Raw genomic sequence first — 19266 nt, forward strand, 5'->3', positions numbered from 1 at the left:
TACCGCTGCACCAAAATATCAAGCCTCTGTGCTTATCTTTGGGCATAGAGCTGATGTCCGGCCGATGCGTTCTCATGCCATTGGGCCATACCTTGCAGCACATCCCCCACCACCAAAATGGAGGGGCTGCCCAAACCCTGCATTTGCAGAGTTTGGGCCAGATTGCCAAGCAGACAGCGGGTTTGGCGCTGTTGTGGCAGGCTGGCGTGCTCCACAATCGCTGCCGGGGTGTGGGCGGGTAAGCCTTGCAGCAAACCTTGCTCGATGGTGGTGATATGGGTTACCCCCATATAAATCACCAACGTGAGTTGGGCTTCATGGGCACAGGCAGCCAATGCTGCCCAGTGGGTGTTTGCCGCACCAGGCTTGGCATGGCCTGTGACAAACACCACACCGTGCGCCCGATCGCGGTGGGTCAGCGGTGTCTCTAGGCTGCTGGCTGCTGCCAGGGCTGCCGTGATGCCATTCACAATCCGCACCGTGATGCCTGCAGCCCGCAGGTATTCCACTTCTTCCCCGCCCCGACCAAAGATAAAAGGATCACCCCCTTTGAGGCGAACCACGGTTTCTCCTTGTCGGGCGGCCATGATCATCAATCGCTCGATAAAACTCTGTGGCGTAGAGATGCAGCCGCCCCGTTTGCCCACATGAACAATACGGGCTTGTGGCGATGCGTAGCCCAACACCGCATCGTTGACCAAGTCATCCACCATCAGCAACGTGGCACTGGCAATGGCCTTGATGGCCTTGAGCGTGAGCAACTCTGGATCGCCCGGCCCCGCACCCACCAGTGTGACGGTGCCGGGTGCCTCCAGAGGCATCAAACCAGCGCCGCAGGTGCGGTGCAGAGGGGCCAGCATCGAACCCCATCCCTCTGGGGTGATGGAGGTTTTGGCGGTTTTTGTGGATGGGGGGGTGGTCATGGGTGGTGGCTCCTGATGCCAAAATGAAAACGGCGTTCATCCCGACCCGCAGCCTTGGGTGGCCGAGCCAAAATGAACGCCGTTGTTCAAAAATCAAAAAATAGATGCAGAGCAGTCTGCAATAGGCCCAGCCGTCATTGGCCTGCCCTCAGGGCTGGTAAAGCATCAAGCGTGCCACGCTTGCCACAGAGCCATCCACACACCCACATGGCATCTGCTTTGCGCAAAGTCGGTGCGTTGCTTGCACAAGGCTGGTGCTGTCTGCACCGTGCAGATGGGCGTTCAGCTGCGCACCGGGAGCAACTCCACCATCGACAGTGCCGCTCGGGCTACATCAATGATTCGACGGTTTTTGCCCATAGCCGTTTGCCGCAACAGGCGGTAGGCCTCCTCTTCACTCAGCCCTTGGTGGGCCATCAGCAGGCCTTTGGCCCGTTCGATCACCTTGCGCTCTTCCAGCGCACCGCGCACCACGGCCAGTTCTTCGCTGACGGCCTGCAGTTTTTGCGATTGAATTTGCAGACTGTCAAAAATGGAACGCATCACCCGTGGCCCCATGCCATCGCCAGTGAGCAGGGTGTCGGGTGCTGCCGCTAGGCAGTCACCAGGCATCAAGACAACCGGTGGAGCTGTGATTTCTGAAAGAGAATCCAGCGCAGCCAGCAGCACCCGGTGGTCTTCCAGCTCGGCTTGGCTGGCGCTGATCCGATGGGCGCAGACCTGCTGCAAACTGGTGGCCAAGTGGGACTCCACCAGATGCACCTGATCCATGCGCAAAGAGCAGCAATCGAACCAGCTTTGGGCCAGAGTGCCGTCGCGTTGGCCTGTGGGCAACCCGGCCATCAGTTTGCGCCGCATCCGCTCCAATTCCACCAGTGGTTGCCGGCTTTGCAGTGCCTGCCATTGTTGCAAGCTCTCGGGGGCACTGAAGGTTTCGAAACGCTGAAAACATTGCTCTTGCAAGTCGATCAGGGCTTGTAAGGCTTGTACCTCTTCGGGCGTGATTTTTCCCAACGCAAAGGCGGCAGCTCCTGCCGCCCGCTCTTGACCTGCGTACTCTTTGGCCTGCATAAGGTTGAACAAGGCCACAAGCAATCGAGAGACGGTGGGGTCGGTCGCAATATCAGCGGCTTCAAATACCAAACCGAGCAAGGCGGCAATCAACCGGTTGTAGAGTTTGGTGGCATGTCCGGTGGAGCATTGCAGCGCCTGTATGTCGGCCCGTAGCTTGGGTAGCTCATCGAGTCCATGCAGCACCAAGGCAATGTGGGTAAACAGACGCACGCCCCCAGATCCGCACACGCCGTCCAGAGCCAACGGATCAATCCATGCCCGCCATTGCGCCTCTACCGATACGCTGGCAGCAATACAGGCCTGCCGCTGTGCGGCCACGTTGTGCCCACCAGAGCCTAGAAAGATGTTGGAGGTGCCGCGTTCGCGCTGAAAGCAATGCACCAGCTCACTGACAATTTTTACCAGTTCGCAGGTGAGGGTGAGTTGTTCAAGATCACGAATTTCACAACGTCGTGCTGCCACCAAGAAACCCAGTGCTGTTTTCATCGGAGCCTTTGTCTGAAAAGATGATTCAGTCTCTTTTCAAGCGAAGATCGTGCCCGCCTAAAATGATTGGTTCCGCGCTGCACAGCGCGCTGACCCCGCATCCAGTCGCTCATCACCATGTCCGCACGCCAAATTTTTGTTACCACTGCCCTGCCTTACGCCAATGGCAACTTCCATATCGGCCACATCATGGAATACATCCAGGCCGACATCTGGGTGCGTACGCACCGCATGTTGGGCAATGAGATAAATTTTGTCGGGGCCGACGATACCCACGGTGCTCCCATCATGATTGCTGCCGAAAAGGCGGGCAAAACACCGCAGCAGTTTGTGGCTGATATTGCCGCAGGTCGCCAGCAGTATTTGGATGGTTTTCATATCCAGTTTGACAACTGGCACAGCACCGATGCCCCAGAAAACCACCAACTGGCGCAAGACATTTACCGCGACCTCAAAGCCAATGGCCTGATTGAGACACGCACTATCGAGCAGTTCTTCGATCCCGAGAAGAACATGTTCTTGCCCGACCGCTTTATCAAAGGCGAGTGCCCCAAATGCCATGCCAAAGACCAGTATGGTGACAACTGCGAAGTCTGTGGCGCGGTGTATGCCCCCACCGACCTGATCGAGCCTTATTCGGCTTTGTCAGGGGCCAAGCCGGTGCTGAAAAGCTCAGAGCATTTCTTCTTTAAGCTGTCCGATCCGCGCTGCGTGGCCTTTTTGGAAGACTGGACACAAAACGGCCGCTTGCAACCCGAAGTAGCCAACAAGGTGCGCGAGTGGTTTACGGTGCGCACCAACCCCGATGGCACCACCAGCGAGGGCTTGGGCGATTGGGACATTAGCCGTGATGCACCTTATTTTGGTATTGAAATCCCTGATGCGCCGGGCAAGTATTTTTATGTCTGGCTGGATGCCCCAATTGGCTATTTGGCATCGCTCAAAAACTTGCTGGACAAGCGTGGCCAAAGCTATGACGACTACATGGCTAATCCAGCACTGGAGCAATACCACTTTATCGGCAAAGATATTGTGACCTTCCACACCCTGTTTTGGCCCGCTACCCTCAAGTTCAGTGGTCGCAAGGTGCCCGATTCGGTGTTTGTGCATGGCTTCCTCACCGTGAACAATGGCGAGAAAATGAGCAAAAGCCGGGGCACTGGCCTTGACCCGCTCAAATACTTGGCTTTGGGCATGAACCCCGAGTGGTTGCGCTACTACCTCGCAGCCAAGTTGAGTAGCCGCAACGAAGACATTGACTTTAATGCGGATGACTTCATGGCCCGTGCCAACAGCGATTTGGTGGGCAAATACGTCAATATTGCCAGCCGTGCGGCAGGCTTTATCAGCAAACGCTTTGGCGGTGTGTTGGGTGAGGTCTCTGCCGATGGCGATGCGCTGTTAGAACACCTGCGTGCTGCTGCCCCGGCCATTATCGAACTGCTGGCCGAGCGCGAATATGGCAAAGCCCTGCGCGAAACCATGTTGCTGACCGATCGCGTAAACGCCTACGTGGATCAAAACAAACCGTGGGAGTTGGCCAAGCAAGAAGGCATGGAGGCCCGGCTGCATGATGTATGCACCACCTGCATCGAAGCCTTCCGAGTGCTAACCATTTTGCTCAAGCCCGTATTGCCCGCCGTGGCTGCACAGGTAGAAGCCTTTTTGAAGGTAGAGCCTATGAGCTTTGCCAGCTTGCAACAGCCCTTGGGCCCAGGCCATGCCATCGGCGCTTACCAGCACCTGATGCAGCGCGTTGACGCCAAGCAACTCGAAGCCTTGTTTGAACCCCCTGCGGCCCCGGAGCCAGAAAAAACCATCCCCGGTGGCGAGGAGCTGGCCCCCACCATCAGCATTGATGACTTTGCCAAAATCGACCTGCGCATTGCCCAAATCGTTAACTGCGAAGCCGTAGAAGGCTCCACCAAGCTGCTGCGCCTGACGCTGGACGTGGGTGAAGGCCGCACGCGCAATGTGTTCAGTGGCATTGCCAGCGTTTACAAACCCGAAGACTTGATTGGCAAACTGACGGTGATGGTGGCTAATTTGGCGCCACGCAAGATGAAGTTTGGCATCAGTGAAGGCATGGTGCTGGCCGCCAGCCACGGCGATGAGAAGGCCCATCCCGGTATTTATGTGCTGAGCCCTTGGCCCGGTGCCACGCCGGGGATGCGTATCCACTGAGCGCCGCAGCACACGTACCGGTCTTGCCCAATCGCCTTTTTTGGAGCGTCTGTATGTCCTGGTCTTTTGCTTTTCGCCCCCGTGCTTTGGATGCTTTGCGTGGTTACGACCGTGGTCGGGCGCTGACCGATATTGGTGCAGGGGCCACCGTGGGCATTGTGGCGCTGCCTCTGGCTATGGCGTTTGCGATTGCCAGCGGCCTCAAGCCCGAGGCGGGGCTGTGGACAGCCATCATTGGGGGCTTTTTGGTGTCGCTGTTGGGGGGCACCAATGTGCAAATTGGCGGGCCTGCTGGGGCTTTCATTGTCATTGTCTATGGCATCGTCGAACGCTACGGGCTGGCCAACCTGCTCATCTCTACCGCCTGTGCCGGGGTGTTGCTGCTGGCGCTGGGGTTGTTTCGGATGGGCAATCTGGTGCGTTTTGTGCCGGTGAGTATCGTGATTGGCTTTACCAACGGTATTGCCGTGCTGATTGCCCTGTCGCAGCTCAAAGATTGGTGGGGGCTGGACATCGAGAAGATGCCGGGCAATTTCTTCTCGCAGGTGCATGTGTTGGCACTGCATATCGATACCATCAATGTCTATGCGCTGGGGCTGGGACTGGCCTGCCTAGGGGGGCTTTTTCTGTGGCCTCGCCTTTTTCTGAAAGGCTCGCCAGTGCTGCGTGTGGCGGAAGGGCATACCGTGCGTGTGTTTGCCCGTGTACCTGCCCCCGTGGTGGCGCTGGTCACGCTCACAGCACTGGCTTACCTGTTAGAGCTTCCGGTGGAGACCATTGGTAGCCGCTTTGGCGGTATTCCGCAACAGCCGCCAGCGTTTGCCTTGCCATCGTTCTCGTGGGAGACGGCGCGGTTGTTGGCTACCCCCACCCTGACCATTGCCTTGCTGGGTGCCATCGAGTCTTTGTTGTGCGCGCGGGTGGCCGATCAACTTGCCACCGATCCGCATATCCGCAAGCACGACCCCAACCAAGAACTGATGGCGCAGGGCATCGCCAATTTGGTGGTGCCCTTCTTTGGTGGCATGCCGGTCACGGGCACCATTGCCCGTACGGTGACCAATTTGCGCGCTGGGGCAACCACCCCAGTGGCTGGAATGGTGCATGCCTTGGTGTTGGCCGTCATTGTGCTGCTGGCCGCGCCGCTGGCCCTGCATATTCCGCTGGCCGTGTTGGCGGGCATTTTGTTGTTTGTTGCTTGGAACATGGGGGAGTGGCACGAGTTTGTCCGGCTCAAACATTTCAGCAACCATTACCGGCTCTTGATGCTAGGCACCTTCTTCCTCACCGTGGTGTTTGATCTGACCGTGGCCGTGGAGGTAGGGCTGGCGCTGGCCTGTGTGCTGTTTGTGCGGCGCATGGGTGCTTTGTTTCGGGCAGAGCCACTGTCGGAGCCTGCACCCGGATGTGCTATCACCGCTGGGCCACGCCCTCGATTGATCTGGCAACTGCATGGCGCACTATTTTTTGGCGCAGTGGCCAAGGTCGATCCAATGGTGCAGGCGGTGGAGTCTGGCCCCGAAGGGGTTGAGGTGGTGTTGGATATGAGCGGCCTGTTTGCCTTGGATACCACTGGGCTTGATGGCCTAGAGCAGATTCTCAAGGCTGTGGGCTTGCGCGGTGGCGTCTTGCATTTTTGTCAAGCGCAGGAACAACCGCGCTCGTTGATGGAGCGTTCTGGTTTTACGCAACGGGTAGCCGCGCAGAATGCGGCGCAAAAAGCGCCCCAACCTTGATTTGATGGTGAGGAGAGGGCTACTGCGGGGCTTTAGGGCTGGCCCTTGGGCGTGGCTACCAGCCCCTGTGTAGAGGCCCAAGCATTGATGTCTTCTTTGCGGATGGCGGCGGCCATCAGATCGGGAAAGGCATTGGGGGTGCAGGCAAACGAGGGCACGCCCAGTGCCGCCAGCTTGGCGGCCAGCGCCCGGTCATACGAGGGTGCGCCTTCGTCGCTCAGGGCCAGCAGGGTGATAAATTGCACGCCCGACTCTACCAGCGAGGCCGCACGGCGCAACAAGTTGGCTTCGACACCGCCTTCGTACAAATCCGAAATGAGTACCAAAATGGTGTTGCGTGGCTCGCGAATGATGGACTGGCAGTAACCCACCGCGCCGTTGATGTCGGTGCCGCCGCCCAACTGCACGCCAAACAGCAGTTCTACGGGGTCATCCAGTTGTTCTGTCAGATCGACGATGTTGGTATCAAACACCACCATTTTGGTAGCCACCGCAGGCAAGGAGGCCATCACGGCCCCAAAGATGCTGGAATACACCACCGAGGCCGCCATGGAGCCGCTTTGGTCTATGCACAACACCACCTCGCGCTGTGGGCTGCGGGCTTTGCGCCCATACCCAATCAGTTGCTGTGGCACGATGGTGCGGTACTCTTCTTGCCAGTGGCGCAGGTTGGCACGGATGGTGCGGTTCCAGTCAATCTCGCTGTGGCGTGGGCGGCGGTTGCGCTGGCTGCGGTCTAAGGCGCCCGTCACGGCGGAGCGCATGGGTTCTTCGAGTTTTTTCAGCAGCTCATCGACCACCTTGCGCACCACCATGCGGGCGGTTTCTTTGGTGCTGGCCGGAATCACGCCCGACAAGGCGATCAAGTTGGCGACCAAATGCACATCGGCATGGGCGCTTTCAAGCATTTCGGGTTGCAGCAGCAATTCGCGCAGGTCAAGCCGTTCTAGCGCATCGCGCTGCATCACCTGCACCACCGGGGTAGGAAAGTATTTGCGAATATCGCCCAGCCACCGGGCCACGCTGGGCGAGGAGCCACCGCGCCCGCCACGGCGCTCGGAGGATTTGCCCAGGCCGTTTTTGCCATCGGCATCGTACAGCGCAGCCAAGGCTTGGTCCATTTCGGCCATTGGGCCCGAGAGTTTGCCGCAACTGCCTTCGGCTTCGCCACCCAAAACCAAGCGCCAGCGGCGCAGGCGTTCTTCTTCGCTAAGGGGGGGCGTGGTGTCTAGGCTGGCGGAGGTATCGGCGGTCATGGGGCAATTCCGAGAATGGTTTGCAGCAGTGGCACGGGCAACGCGGCCAAAGTGTCGTCCCACTGCGGGGCCGTTACGCTGGCGGCACTGGCTGTGCTGTGGCCGCCTTGGCGGGCGCGCTGGCCCAAGTCTTGGCGCTCGCTGGCGCTGAAGGCCGAGAAAGTGCGGCGCACCAACGGCAAAATGTGCGTGAAGTGGGTTTCGCCCAAACTGCACAGCCAGTCGTTGACCAGTTGCCAAAGTTGGTTGTCGTGCAGGAGCACCATCGCATTGCGGTTGAGGAAGCCCTCTAGCCAAGCCGCAGCTTGCAACGGTGGTGTGCTGCTGGACAGATGCAAGGACAAGGCGGTGGCAGCATCGTTGCCTTGCCACACGCCTTCATCCAGCAACAGACGTGCGGCCAAGCCTTGCAGCAACTCGTGGGCGGTGCTGCTCTCGGCCACCAAACGCAGGGCGCGTTGCCAGGCTTGGGTTTGCTCTTCGGCATCGCGCAGGGCTACGGCGCTGTGGGCGGCCAAAATGGTGCTGCGCAGTGTGTGGGCGCTGTCGTCATCGATGCCGCTGCACGCCAACGGTAAGCCGATGGCGGCACGCACGATCAAGCCATCGAGCATGTGCGCCACCATGCCGGTGTCGGTTTGGCGCACATTGCCGTAGCGGAACACATTGGCTAGTGGTGGCAGGGCTTCGAGCAACTGCACCGTGTCACCATTGACGGCGGCGCGGTTTTCTAAGATGCGTGTGATGGCTTGCACTGCGGGCTCGAGGTCGGCCAACAGCACCTCTTGCACCAGTTGCGACAAGGCTCCCAGCGTTTCGGCTTTTTGCGCGCGGTCTAAACTGGCAGCGCAGGCCGCCGCTACCAGCGTTTGGCCCCATTGGCTGGCCTCAATTAGGCGCACCGCAAATTCGGGTTGCCATTGCAGTGCCCAAATTTCGTGGAAAGTGCCTTTGGCCGAGCTACCGTTGCTGCTGGGCCGCCCCCAAGGCAGGTCTATTAGGCGCAGGCGGTGCAGCAGGTGGCTACGGCCCAAGTCGTTGGGCTGGCGCAAGTCCAAGTCCAGCATGCGGTGCGTGGCCTCGGGTTTGAGGCGCAGCGATTTTTGCTGCTGCTCTACGTCTTTTTGCAGCGGCACGGTGGGCACGTCGGGCGGCACTTGGCCCATGCGGTGGCCTACCAGCAGGGCATCGGCAATGAAGCCTAAGGCAGTATCGTCGCCCATCGTTAAGACGGTGCGCGTGGCCTCGTGCAGCTCTTCCAAACTGGCCTGCGGGCGTTGGCGCAGTGCGGCCAAGCTGTCGGCCAGCCGGGTGGCTTCAATCAGGTGGGCGCTGGAGCAGTCTAAATCGCGTTCGCGCATCAATTTGGCTACACGCGCCAGCCAACCCACGGTGCGTGGCGGGGCGGTGGTGGGGTTGGCATCCACGGCTTGGCCGTGCAGCCACAGGTGCTCATACCAGCCGGGGGCTTCAATGCCTGCGCCGTAGCCGCTGTCGCGGCTCAGGTGGCGGTATGTCCAAGGCACCCAGGTGGATTGCACCTTGAGTTTGGGCAGCCCTTTGAGTAACGCATTGTCGGCGCTGGCCTTGACCGTGGTTTGCAAGCCGCCCAAATGCCAAGCACCACAGACCACGGCGATGCGCTCGTGGCCCTTTTTTACCGCCTCGCGGACGCGCTGGCGCATATAGGCTTCGCGCAGCAGTTCGCGCCGGGCACGGTAAGGGCAGGATTCTTCGGCCTGCTCGCCCAGGTCGGCGCGCAGTGTGGTCATGGCTTCGGCAATGGCAGCAAACAGTTCTTCGCCGTCGCCGCGCTCTTCTACGGTGTGATTCCACCAGCTTTCGCCATCGGCATGGCCTGCGGCTTGGGCCAGCCAGTTCAGGGGGTCGGTGCGGTAGCTGGGTTCGGGGGGGCTGTCTTGGTTGGGCGCGGTGGCATCGGCACTGGGTTCGGCTTCGGTCGTCGCTGCGGGCGTTGCTTCGACAGCAGCTTCGACAGCTTCTTGGGCGGCTTGCTCTTCTTCGCGCGCTTTGGCCAGAGCCAATTGGTGTACCAACGGCAGGTCAATGAAGGAGGCGGGCACTTGCCGTTGCAAGGCCCAGCGCAGTGCCTGCCACTCGGGCGAGAACACCGCAAACGGGTGGTACACGGCCCGCCGGGGTTCATCGGGGCAATAACTGAGCAGGGCCACCGGGGGCTGCATCTGCTCAGACAACAGGGCCGCCAGCACGCCTTCGCCTTCGGGCGGGCCTTCTACCAGCACGCAGTCGGGTTGCAGGGCCTCAAAGGCATGGAGCAAGCTGCGCGCGCAGCCCGGCCCGTGGTGGCGGATACCAAAATAGTGGACTTTGCTCACAGCGGTGGCCTGTTGTTATTCGAGTTCCTTGCAGGCGCGGTACAGGCTCTTCCAGTCTTCGCGCTCTTTGACCACAATGTCGAGGTACTCTTTCCAGACCACAGCATCTTGCACCGGGTCTTTCACCACCGCGCCAATCAGTCCGGCAGCCACATCGTGCGGGTGCAGTACGCCATCGCCAAAATGCCCGGCCAGCGCCATGCCGTTGTTGATGACAGAAATGGCCTCGGCGGTGGAGAGCGAGGAGCTGGGTGATTTGAGCTGCGTTTTGCCATCCAAAGTGCGGCCACTACGCAACTCACGGAAAATTTGCACAATGCGGCGCACTTCTTTCAGCGCGGGTGGTTCGGCAGGCAGTTGCAAGGCCCGGCCCATTTCGTTCACGCGCTTGACGACGATGGAGACTTCTTCATCCTCCGAGGCGGGCACCGGCAGCACCACGGTGTTAAAGCGGCGCTTGAGCGCGGCCGAGAGTTCGTTCACGCCCTTGTCGCGGTTGTTGGCGGTGGCAATCACGCTAAAGCCGCGCACGGCCTGCACTTCGGAGCCTAGTTCGGGAATGGGCAGGGTTTTTTCTGACAGCACGGTGATGAGCGAGTCTTGCACATCGGCCGGGATGCGGGTCAGCTCTTCCACGCGGGCGATTTTGCCGTCTTTCATGGCATTCATCAGCGGGCTGGGCACCAAGGCTTTTTCAGACGGGCCGTGCGCCAGCAGTTGGGCGTAGTTCCAGCCGTAGCGCAGTTGTTCTTCGCTCGTGCCGGCGGTGCCTTGAATCAGCAAGGTGGAGTTGCCACTGACGGCTGCCGCCAGATGCTCCGACACCCACGATTTGGCTGTGCCGGGCACGCCATAGAGCAGCAAGGCGCGGTCGGTCGCTAAGGTAGAGACGGCAATTTCCATCAAGCGGCGGCTGCCGATGTATTTGGCACTGAGTTCAAAACCGTTGTCGAGTTTGTCGCCCATCAGGTACGACACCACGGCCCACGGCGACAACACCCAATTGGCCGGGCGCGGGTGTTTGTCTACTTTTTTCAGCTCTTCGAGTTCGTGGGCAAATTGGTATTCAGCGTGTTGGCGCAGGGCGTTGGCGGTGCTCATGGATTTCCTTGGGTGCGAGGGATTCGGGTGAGGGCTGGACTGAAGACGAAAAATGTCAGGCGCGGGGCAGGCGAGCCATGGTCTGCCGTGCCATGAGCACGGGCAGCTGTTGGCGCAGTGCTTGTGCCAAGGCTTCGGTGGGTTTGCCTTCGTGTTGGCTGGAGTGTTGGGCCAGTGCCAACAGGGGCGCCAAAGCATCATGGTGGAGCACGCAGCACACATCCGCCAGTTGCAATTGGTAGTAGTAGCGTGGCTGGTAGAGCGATAGCTTCTCCACCAGCAGTTGCGATAGTGGCGCTGACAGGTACTGCCCAGGCGGGTAGGCAGCCACTATTTGCTGCATGACTTCCTCAAGGTTGCCCTGTTGCGGCTTGTGGATGGATTCCAGCGTGCGCTGCCAGTAGGGTTCGCGCTGGGTTGTCGATAGCAGCGCCAGCACAGCGGCGGGGGATTCTGGCATGGCCTTGCCGGGCCAGTGCTCCAGAAAGGCATGGCACCATGCCACCACCGGGGCTGGGCGCAGCACTTCCCACCAAGCACGTACCAGGGCTTCTGTCCAATCGCCCTTGCGCGCCCATTGCAGCAAGGCTTCGGGGGTCATGCCGGTGTGTTGTTCCCACCAAGCCAAGGGCACCTGCCGGGCTAGTTGGTACAGCCACCAAGCACGTTCACCCAAACGCTCGTGGGTGGGGCGTTCGGCGTCAATACCGTGGTTTTTCCAATCGGGGTCGGCGGCCTCTGGGGGGGCAATAGTCCAACCGGCCTTTTTGGTGGATGCTTGGATACAGGCTTGCAAGCGCCCAATGGCTGCTTGGGTGATGGCGCTGTTGGGCAATTGCACCAGCAGGGTGCGGGCGGTTTGGCGCACGTCCCGGCTGCGGTCTTGGCTGGCCAGTGTGGTGAGCAAGGCTTCATCGTCGGCAGATAAACCGGTTTGTAACACCGCCAACAGTTCGGCCCGCTCTTTGGCGGGCAAATCAGACAAACTGGCTTGCAGGCGTTCGCGGGCGGCGCCGGGTTGGGTTTGGCGTTCTTGGCGTAGCAATTGCAGGCGTTGGGCCAGGGTGCCTTCTTGCCAGCGGGTGTCGGGTGGGGCGCTGTCGGTACTGCCTGCAGCATAGCGCCAGGCGCTGTGGTGCCGTGCCAGCCAGCGGCCTCGCTCGCCCAAGACGCCTCCCACCGCAGGGCGCAGGGCGCTGGCGCGCTGGGCGGTGTCTAGTGCCAGTGGCAGTAGGGTGGCGGGTAGGCGCCAACCCGCAGCGGCCATCTGTTGGAACCAGTCGATTTGCAGTCGTTGTGGCGCATCGGTCAATAGCCAGCGCGTTGTGTCTTTGAGCGCCTTGTCTTGCAGCGGTTGTTGCAAGGTGTCGGTAGCTGCCACGCCGTGGCTGGCAGGTGTGGACGCCGCTACAGGCCGTTGGCCTGCGCGTTCGCAGACGGTCAAGACCCCTGCTGCTTGCAATAGGACTTGCGCTGGAGGGCTGGTTGGGGCCTGGAGCTGTGCCAGCAATTGGCCTACAGCGCCCTCCAGCATGGGCATCTGCAAGGGCTTTTTGTCGGTGCCCACCATTGCTGGGGGCAGCAGGGTTTTCCAGGGGCTGGAGGCTTGCGGGGTGCTCATGTCAGACGGGACTCCATATCCAGAAACCTTCGGGGCTGTGGGCAGTGAGTGGGCGCAGGCTGCTGCCGTCCCACTCGCCTTGCACCGTGAGAGGGTGGCCGCCACTGAGCGCCAACAAGGCCCAGCCATCGTTGAGGTGCAGTTGTAGTGGCAGTGCTACATCATCCCAGTGCAGGTGAAACCGCTCACCGTCAGAAGTCAGGGTGGTGTTGTGGCAGCGCAGCGGGTGCAGGCTGCCCCAAGGGTTGGCCGCCACACGCTGTGCCACGGCTTGCCATTCTTGTGCTGGGGTGCTGGTAGGCGGGGGCGGTTGGTCGGCGGCGGGTGTGATGGCTTCGGTTTGCACCACCAAGGCCCGCAGTGGTGCGGCGCTGGGATAAAACGCCAGTGTGGCCTGCACTTGGCTCAGTGCCATCCATGACTGCTCAAACACCCGACCCGGAAAGATATGGTCTAACACCAAGGCCCGCTGCCCCGTTTGCACGCCATGCAGCCAAACCCGGCGCTCGATCAGGTTGTTGTCGCGCTCTTCTTGAACCACGCCCAGCACCTGCCATTGGTCACTCACTTTGGTGGCTTGTGCCAATACGGTGTCTTTATCGATGGGCCAGCCCATGAGCGCCCGCAGATCGGCGCTGGCACCTTCGTCCAAGGCATCACGGCGCTGGATGGCATGGCAGGCCAGTTGCAGCAGCCCGAGGCGGCGCAGCACGTTTTCGGGCCATTGCGGGCCATCGAGCAAGGCAGCGGCGGCATAGCGCACACGTTGCGCTAGCCCCGGTGCCTGCGCATCCACCAAGCGGGCGGCCATGCTCTCCCACGCCTCGTGGCTGGCGGGAGTGAGGTGGCCCAGCCCTTGGGCTACTTGGTCAAGCAGCCATTGCTGCAATTCGGCCACCCCCTTGTCAATGCGGCTCCAGCGTTTTTGGGCGCTCTTGAGGGCTGCTTCGGCAGCATGGGGGTCGGCAGCCTTCTCGGCCGCTTTTTCGCGCTGTTTTTCTTCTTTTTTCTGGCTGCGTTCGGTGCGCGAGGCCAGCCATTCGCTCACCCAAGTGGGGGGGGAGCCTTGTTGAAACTGGCTTGGGTTCTTGGCCCACAGTAGCAGCAGTGCCAAGCCATGTTTGCATGGAAACTTGCGACTGGGGCAGGAGCAGCGAAACGAGGGGCCAGACAAGTCTACCTGTGTTTGGTAGCGGCTGCTGCCTTGGCATTCGCCCCAGACGGCGGCATCGCTGGCACCCAACAGAGGCCACTGCCCCGGTTTGGTCAGCCCATTGGCGGCTTTGGCCGAGGCCGCATCGGGGGCCAGGGCGAGAACAGATTCGGCGCTGAATTGCTGCATGGACACCTATGGAACGCAAGGAGAGATGACAGGCGCCCGGCGCGCTGCCCGAGAAATAATCTCCCATCGTAGCGGGGTCTAGGCATGGCTATCGGTAACAAATAGTGATATCAAACAACTATGGTGGAAAAACCACGCAGGATTGGCAACTGGTGCCACTTGCCGCAAGCCCTGTGGCGCACAGTGGTGGGCGTACGGGTTTGGCGGTTTTGTCTGCCTACAAGGCTATCTTGCCCCGGCTGGATTTGATGCCAGAGCGCAGCAATTTGCCCTCCAGCCGCCGCCGCTTAGAGGCCAAGGTTGGCTTGGTGGCGCGCCGCACTGGCAACACCACAGAGGCTTTGGCAATGAGTTCAGCAAGGCGTGCCAGTGCTTCTGCCTTATTTTGCTCGCGGCTGCTGGAGGACTGTGCTTTGATGATGATCACGCCATCTTTGGTGATGCGTTGGTCTTGCCATTGCAGCAGCTTCTCCTTCACGGTGGGCGGCAAAGAGGAGCGGCCAATATCAAAGCGCAAATGGATGGCGTTAGAGACCTTATTGACGTTTTGGCCGCCCGGCCCTTGGGCGCGCACCGCGCTGAATTCCACTTCGTGCGGGTGAATGGTGTGGGGCATGGGGGGCACTCCTCAGCGCCCCCCACCCTGTTGTGTATGGGGGTCTGGCCCTATTTGCGTGCGCAACACCCGCAGTTGCTTATCTGTCACCACCGTAAACAGCATGGGCGTATGGGGTGGTTCCAAAAAACGCCAATCATGGTGGGTTTCATTCTGTAGTGCCAAGGGCGTGACTTTGGCGGGTTTGCCCAGGCGCTTGCGCACCTCGTCCATGCCCATGCCGGGGGTGATGCGGGCAAAGTTCTCTGGCGTGAGCACTTGGCGCAGGGCGCTCATCTTGCCATCGGGGCCAATGGTGATCATGTAATTGCGCATTCCGGCGGGCTGGCGGTTGTATTCCAGCGTGCGGCTGCCGCCGCCTTCATCCCACACATGGTCGGGCACGCCAAAGCGGTCGCGCACATCCACTTCGGTCGATAGTCCCTCCTCAAGTTCGCTGATGCGCTGGGGGTCGCAGCCGCTCAGGGCCAGCAGGGCGCAACCCATGACAACGGTGCTTGCAAGGTGTTTGAAAGACGGCATCGCGCTACCCCAGTAAAATTCAGGTCAGAGAGGTTAACCCAGTCCATGTCCATCTTTGCCCGCCCCCATTACATGTCCGACGCGACACAGTTCATCAATCAGCTCAAGGCCCAGCGCCCCGAGTTGGACGCCCAGCAAGTGGCAGGCCGCGCCCTGCTGTGGGATAAGGAGGTGGATCGCGAAGTCTGGCAAGACTACGATGCTGGCCGTGTGGCACAAAAGCCCTATCCCTACCAAGCCAGTCCCAGCAAGGATTTGTAAGCACAGCAAAGTCGTTGGTATGGGTGCGCCCTGTGCCCCCAGCGATTCAGGCGATAGAGGCATGAGCCAATAATGGGCAGTCTCCCTGCCAATATGTCTGCCAAGCTGCCCCCAGTGGCCTTGGCAGATGCGGCCGTGCCTGTAGAGTCTGTCGATAGCCACAGCGCAGCCTTGGCACGCCTGTATGGTCAGCCTTTGTTTGCGTTGCCTGCCGATCTGTATATCCCGCCCGATGCGCTGGAGGTGATGCTCGACGCCTTTGAAGGCCCGCTCGACTTGCTGTTGTACCTGATTCGCAAGCAGAATTTCAATATCCTCGATATTCCAATGGCGGCGCTCACACGCCAGTATTTGGCGTATGTCGAAGAGATTCGCAGCCGGAATTTAGAGCTGGCCGCCGAGTACCTGCTGATGGCTGCCATGCTGATCGAGATCAAATCGCGCATGTTGCTGCCGGTGCGCAAAGCCGACAGCGGCGACGAGGTAGAAGACCCCCGTGCCGAGCTGGTGCGCCGCCTGCTAGAGTATGAGCAGATCAAAGGCGCTGCTGTGCAGTTGGGCCAAGCACCACAGCAGGGGCGTGACTTTTGGGTTGCACAGGCCGTGATGGGGCAAAGCCTGCAACAGCGCCTACCCGAGGTGTGCGTGGCCGATTTGCAAATGGCTTGGCGCGACATCCTGCAACGGGCCACTTTGGTACAACATCACCGCATCAGCCGCGAAGAACTGAGCGTGCGCGAATACATGGGCCAAGTGCTGCGCGCCTTGCAAGGGCGGCGTTTTGTCGAGTTTGAAGCGTTGTTCGATCCGGCCCAAGGCCGTACCGTGTTGGTCGTCACTTTCATTGCCTTGCTGGAACTGGCCAAAGAAACGCTGATCGAAATCACCCAGGCCGAAGCCTTTGCCCCCATCTATGTCAGGTTGGCTTATACGCCTGTCTGATGCCTCCATGCCGTGCCCTTGGTGGGCGCTCTTTTCTTATTTCTATTCTTTATGGCTTCACACGATTTTGATGTTCTGATTGTGGGCAGTGGCTTGGCTGGTTTGTCTGCCGCCTTGCATCTGGCCGCTACGCACCGCGTGGCCGTGATCACCAAACGCACCATGCACGATGGCTCCAGTGCATGGGCACAAGGGGGTATTGCGGCAGTGCTGGCCGATGGCGACAGCTTTGCCGCCCACATTGAAGACACGCTGGTGGCTGGGGCCGGGCTGTGTGATTTGGCCAGCACGCGCTTTGTGGTGGAAAACGCCCCAGCGGCCATCGGTTGGCTACGGGATTTGGGGGTGCCCTTCACGCTAGAGGGCGAACAGCTGCACCTCACGCGCGAAGGCGGCCACAGCGCCCGGCGCATAGCCCACGTTACCGATGCCACCGGCGCGGCGGTGCAAGAGACGCTGATTGATGTGGTGCGTGCTACGCCGGGCATCACGCTGTTTGAGCACCACACGCTGGTTGATTTGATTACCAGCCAAAAGCTGGGGCTGGCGGGGCAACGCTGTCTGGGTTTGTATGCGCTGGATGAGCAAACCGACGAGGTGATTACTTTCCGCGCGCCACAAACGGTGTTGGCTACTGGTGGCGCGGGCAAGGTGTACCTCTACACCACCAACCCTGACACCTCGACCGGCGATGGCATTGCCGCTGCGTGGCGTGCAGGTTGCCGGGTGGCAAACATGGAGTTTATCCAGTTCCACCCCACCAGCCTTTACCACCCGCACGCCAAATCTTTTTTGATCAGTGAGGCGGTGCGTGGTGAAGGCGGTCAGCTCAAATTGCCCGATGGCACCCGCTTTATGTTGGCCCACGACCCCCGTGCCGAATTGGCCCCGCGCGACATCGTGGCCCGGGCTATCGACTTTGAGATGAAAAAGCACGGCCTCGATTGCGTGTATTTGGATATTTCGCACCAGAGTCCGGAGTTTTTGCAGGAGCATTTCCCCAACATCTTGGCGCGCTGCGCCGAGTTGGGCATTGACATCACCCAAGACCCGATTCCAGTCGTGCCCAGTGCCCACTTTACCTGCGGTGGTATCCTGACCGATCTGGCCGGGCGCACCGACCTGCCCGGCCTGTATGCCGTGGGCGAAGCGGCCTGTACCGGCTTGCATGGGGCTAACCGGCTGGCGAGCAACTCGTTGCTGGAGTGCATGGTGTTTGCCCGTGCTGCCGCCCAAGCTATTGCTGCTGCACCGCGCTCGTTGATTCCGGCCCTGCCACGCTGGGACGATAGCCGGGTGCAAGACGCCGACGAGGCTGTGGTGATTTCGCACAATTGGGATGAATTGCGCCGCTTTATGTGGGACTATGTGGGCATAGTGCGCACCAACAAGCGCCTAGAGCGGGCTGCACACCGGATTCGGCTACTGCAAGAAGAAATCCAAGAGTTTTATGCCCATTTTCATGTCACGCGTGACCTGCTGGAGCTGCGCAATCTGGTGCAGGTGGCCGACCTGATCGTGCGCTCGGCCCAGATGCGCCGTGAAAGCCGAGGCTTGCACTACAGCCGTGATTACCCCAGTCTGGCCGCACCGGCGGCCCCCACCATTCTTGTTCCTCCCCTTACCCACTGAAATTGGACGTATCCATCATGTTCCGTACCTTGCTCAAATCCAAAATTCACCGTGTCAAGACCACGCATTGCGAGTTGCACTACGAAGGCTCCTGCGCCATTGACGAAGACCTGCTCGACGCTGCCAACATTGCCGAAAACGAACAGGTGCATATCTGGAACATCGACAACGGCGAGCGTTTTGTCACCTACGCCATTAAGGGCCAGCGTGGCAGCGGCATGATCTCTGTCAACGGCTCGGCAGCACGTCGTGCCTGTGTGGGCGATTTGCTCATCATTGCAGCCTTTGCCCAAGTGCACGAAGACCAGGTGAAAACGCACGAGCCAGAACTGGTGTTTGTCGATGACAACAACCGCCAGACCGAGCTGCGCCACCATGTGCCCACCCAGCAACTCTGATGCCCGCTGAAAGCTGACCATGCCCCACCTGACCGTTGAATACTCCAGTAACCTGAGCGGTTTCCCTGAAGCCCAAATGCTGGCCGAGCTCAACCAGACCGTCACCGCCAGCCCAGAGATTGCCGACGAGTTTGACCTCAAGAGCCGCTGTGTGGCCCATGCGTCTTACGCTGTGGGCACCCAAACCGCGGGCCGGGCTTTTGTGCATGTCCAATTGCGTTTGCTCTCGGGCCGCAGCCCCGAGGCCAAGCTCGACTTCTCGCAGCGCATTGCTGCTGTGTTGCGCCGCCTCACACCCCAGCCCGAGGGGCTGGTGGTGCAGTTGAGCGTAGAAATTGTCGATATGGATCGCCCTTCCTATATCAAGGATAGGCTGTAAACAGGGCAATGGGGCTTAGCTGCTGCGCTTGGCCCCATGCGATTTGAGCAGTTGCACCATTTGCTCATCCTTTTTGTGCAGCGCCAAGTCCAACAGCGAATGTCCTTGGGTATCTACTCCCCGAGGCGAAACCCCAGCACGCAACAATTGGTGGGCCGCTGCCCAGTTGCGTGCTGACACCGCAGCCAGCAGGCGCGGATCAGCGGGCGTGCGATCAAGTGCGGGCCGTGATACCGCCGCCGCCGTTGCCACATGGGCTGCCGGGGCTGCGGGTGGTGTTTCTTTTTCTTCTGGCTCGTCGGGCACCACGGGTTTATGGTCAAAGTATTCCCCCGCCAAGGAGGCCACCAAAAACCACACCACCACGGCCACGGTGATCATGGCCATGATGATCAGACCCTTGAGGATTCCATCGAGTTCATCCATCACTGCCTCC

At 60.2% G+C, this 19266-nt stretch carries 17 protein-coding genes; 7 read left to right on the forward strand and 10 right to left on the reverse strand.

The window, feature by feature from the left end:
• Positions 1 to 32: 32 nt before the first annotated feature.
• Together cobA and ACYVB2_RS11790 are read right to left on the reverse strand one after the other, a co-directional pair.
• Positions 33 to 821, reverse strand: coding sequence for a uroporphyrinogen-III C-methyltransferase (cobA, locus tag ACYVB2_RS11785; RefSeq protein WP_382433299.1), 789 nt, complete (start codon positions 819 to 821; stop codon positions 33 to 35).
• Positions 822 to 1205: 384 nt separating this feature from the next.
• Positions 1206 to 2483, reverse strand: a complete 1278-nt coding sequence (locus ACYVB2_RS11790) for a nitrate- and nitrite sensing domain-containing protein (RefSeq protein WP_382433167.1) — start codon at positions 2481 to 2483, stop codon at positions 1206 to 1208.
• A 117-nt stretch (positions 2484 to 2600) separates the two neighbouring features.
• Between ACYVB2_RS11790 and metG the strand changes: the two genes are divergently transcribed.
• Both metG and ACYVB2_RS11800 read left to right on the forward strand, forming a co-directional pair.
• Positions 2601 to 4667: a methionine--tRNA ligase gene (gene metG / locus ACYVB2_RS11795; protein WP_382433169.1), complete on the forward strand. Its 2067-nt coding sequence runs from the start codon at positions 2601 to 2603 to the stop codon at positions 4665 to 4667.
• A 53-nt stretch (positions 4668 to 4720) separates the two neighbouring features.
• Positions 4721 to 6403 (forward strand): SulP family inorganic anion transporter, encoded by a 1683-nt coding sequence (locus tag ACYVB2_RS11800; RefSeq protein WP_382433171.1) that lies wholly within the window; start codon positions 4721 to 4723, stop codon positions 6401 to 6403.
• 32 nt (positions 6404 to 6435) lie between these two features.
• Here ACYVB2_RS11800 and ACYVB2_RS11805 read toward each other — a convergent pair whose 3' ends face one another.
• From ACYVB2_RS11805 to ACYVB2_RS11835, 7 genes are all read right to left on the reverse strand, one after another.
• The gene (locus ACYVB2_RS11805) at positions 6436 to 7659 is read right to left on the reverse strand and encodes a VWA domain-containing protein (RefSeq protein ID WP_382433173.1); all 1224 of its coding nucleotides are present in this window, start codon (positions 7657 to 7659) and stop codon (positions 6436 to 6438) included.
• The gene (locus ACYVB2_RS11810) at positions 7656 to 10016 is read right to left on the reverse strand and encodes a DUF5682 family protein (protein ID WP_382433175.1); all 2361 of its coding nucleotides are present in this window, start codon (positions 10014 to 10016) and stop codon (positions 7656 to 7658) included. The genes ACYVB2_RS11805 and ACYVB2_RS11810 overlap by 4 nt, the downstream gene beginning before the upstream one ends.
• 15 nt (positions 10017 to 10031) lie before the next feature.
• The gene (locus ACYVB2_RS11815) at positions 10032 to 11117 is read right to left on the reverse strand and encodes an ATP-binding protein (RefSeq protein WP_382433177.1); all 1086 of its coding nucleotides are present in this window, start codon (positions 11115 to 11117) and stop codon (positions 10032 to 10034) included.
• Between the two features lie 55 nt (positions 11118 to 11172).
• The gene (locus ACYVB2_RS11820) at positions 11173 to 12738 is read right to left on the reverse strand and encodes a DUF5691 domain-containing protein (protein ID WP_382433179.1); all 1566 of its coding nucleotides are present in this window, start codon (positions 12736 to 12738) and stop codon (positions 11173 to 11175) included.
• A gap of 1 nt (position 12739) precedes the next feature.
• Positions 12740 to 14080: an SWIM zinc finger family protein gene (locus ACYVB2_RS11825; protein WP_382433181.1), complete on the reverse strand. Its 1341-nt coding sequence runs from the start codon at positions 14078 to 14080 to the stop codon at positions 12740 to 12742.
• A gap of 217 nt (positions 14081 to 14297) precedes the next feature.
• Positions 14298 to 14696 (reverse strand): alternative ribosome rescue aminoacyl-tRNA hydrolase ArfB, encoded by a 399-nt coding sequence (arfB, locus tag ACYVB2_RS11830; protein WP_382433183.1) that lies wholly within the window; start codon positions 14694 to 14696, stop codon positions 14298 to 14300.
• Between the two features lie 12 nt (positions 14697 to 14708).
• Positions 14709 to 15218, reverse strand: a complete 510-nt coding sequence (locus ACYVB2_RS11835) for an outer membrane protein assembly factor BamE (RefSeq protein ID WP_382433185.1) — start codon at positions 15216 to 15218, stop codon at positions 14709 to 14711.
• A 45-nt stretch (positions 15219 to 15263) separates the two neighbouring features.
• On the opposite strand from ACYVB2_RS11835, the gene ACYVB2_RS11840 reads away from it, so the two are divergent.
• The 5 genes from ACYVB2_RS11840 (at position 15264) to ACYVB2_RS11860 (ending at position 18830) form a co-directional block, all read left to right on the forward strand.
• Entirely contained in the window at positions 15264 to 15479 is a 216-nt protein-coding gene (locus tag ACYVB2_RS11840) for a DUF3460 family protein (protein ID WP_382433187.1), read from the forward strand.
• 93 nt (positions 15480 to 15572) lie between these two features.
• Positions 15573 to 16421: a segregation and condensation protein A gene (locus ACYVB2_RS11845; RefSeq protein WP_460536680.1), complete on the forward strand. Its 849-nt coding sequence runs from the start codon at positions 15573 to 15575 to the stop codon at positions 16419 to 16421.
• A 51-nt stretch (positions 16422 to 16472) separates the two neighbouring features.
• The gene (gene nadB / locus ACYVB2_RS11850; RefSeq protein WP_382433191.1) at positions 16473 to 18053 is read left to right on the forward strand and encodes an L-aspartate oxidase; all 1581 of its coding nucleotides are present in this window, start codon (positions 16473 to 16475) and stop codon (positions 18051 to 18053) included.
• 17 nt (positions 18054 to 18070) lie between these two features.
• A complete protein-coding gene (gene panD / locus ACYVB2_RS11855) occupies positions 18071 to 18451 on the forward strand; it encodes an aspartate 1-decarboxylase (protein ID WP_382433193.1) in 381 nt (126 codons plus the stop codon).
• A 19-nt stretch (positions 18452 to 18470) separates the two neighbouring features.
• Positions 18471 to 18830 (forward strand): 5-carboxymethyl-2-hydroxymuconate Delta-isomerase, encoded by a 360-nt coding sequence (locus ACYVB2_RS11860; protein WP_382433195.1) that lies wholly within the window; start codon positions 18471 to 18473, stop codon positions 18828 to 18830.
• Between the two features lie 15 nt (positions 18831 to 18845).
• Here ACYVB2_RS11860 and ACYVB2_RS11865 read toward each other — a convergent pair whose 3' ends face one another.
• Complete coding sequence (locus ACYVB2_RS11865; RefSeq protein WP_382433197.1) at positions 18846 to 19256, reverse strand: hypothetical protein; 411 nt, start codon at positions 19254 to 19256, stop codon at positions 18846 to 18848.
• Positions 19257 to 19266 lie beyond the last annotated feature (10 nt).

It is taken from the genome of Giesbergeria giesbergeri (assembly GCF_054779375.1).

Bases quoted from the DNA above. Each gene is read 5' to 3' on its own strand.
- cobA (WP_382433299.1), bottom strand. From the start codon at position 821: ATGCCTCTGGAGGCACCCGGCACCGTCACACTGGTGGGTGCGGGGCCG.
- ACYVB2_RS11790 (WP_382433167.1), bottom strand. From the start codon at position 2,483: ATGAAAACAGCACTGGGTTTCTTGGTGGCAGCACGACGTTGTGAAATT.
- metG (WP_382433169.1), top strand. From the start codon at position 2,601: ATGTCCGCACGCCAAATTTTTGTTACCACTGCCCTGCCTTACGCCAAT.
- ACYVB2_RS11800 (WP_382433171.1), top strand. From the start codon at position 4,721: ATGTCCTGGTCTTTTGCTTTTCGCCCCCGTGCTTTGGATGCTTTGCGT.
- ACYVB2_RS11805 (WP_382433173.1), bottom strand. From the start codon at position 7,659: ATGACCGCCGATACCTCCGCCAGCCTAGACACCACGCCCCCCCTTAGC.
- ACYVB2_RS11815 (WP_382433177.1), bottom strand. From the start codon at position 11,117: ATGAGCACCGCCAACGCCCTGCGCCAACACGCTGAATACCAATTTGCC.
- ACYVB2_RS11820 (WP_382433179.1), bottom strand. From the start codon at position 12,738: ATGAGCACCCCGCAAGCCTCCAGCCCCTGGAAAACCCTGCTGCCCCCA.
- ACYVB2_RS11825 (WP_382433181.1), bottom strand. From the start codon at position 14,080: ATGCAGCAATTCAGCGCCGAATCTGTTCTCGCCCTGGCCCCCGATGCG.
- arfB (WP_382433183.1), bottom strand. From the start codon at position 14,696: ATGCCCCACACCATTCACCCGCACGAAGTGGAATTCAGCGCGGTGCGC.
- ACYVB2_RS11835 (WP_382433185.1), bottom strand. From the start codon at position 15,218: ATGCCGTCTTTCAAACACCTTGCAAGCACCGTTGTCATGGGTTGCGCC.
- ACYVB2_RS11840 (WP_382433187.1), top strand. From the start codon at position 15,264: ATGTCCATCTTTGCCCGCCCCCATTACATGTCCGACGCGACACAGTTC.
- ACYVB2_RS11845 (WP_460536680.1), top strand. From the start codon at position 15,573: ATGTCTGCCAAGCTGCCCCCAGTGGCCTTGGCAGATGCGGCCGTGCCT.
- nadB (WP_382433191.1), top strand. From the start codon at position 16,473: ATGGCTTCACACGATTTTGATGTTCTGATTGTGGGCAGTGGCTTGGCT.
- panD (WP_382433193.1), top strand. From the start codon at position 18,071: ATGTTCCGTACCTTGCTCAAATCCAAAATTCACCGTGTCAAGACCACG.
- ACYVB2_RS11860 (WP_382433195.1), top strand. From the start codon at position 18,471: ATGCCCCACCTGACCGTTGAATACTCCAGTAACCTGAGCGGTTTCCCT.
- ACYVB2_RS11865 (WP_382433197.1), bottom strand. From the start codon at position 19,256: ATGGATGAACTCGATGGAATCCTCAAGGGTCTGATCATCATGGCCATG.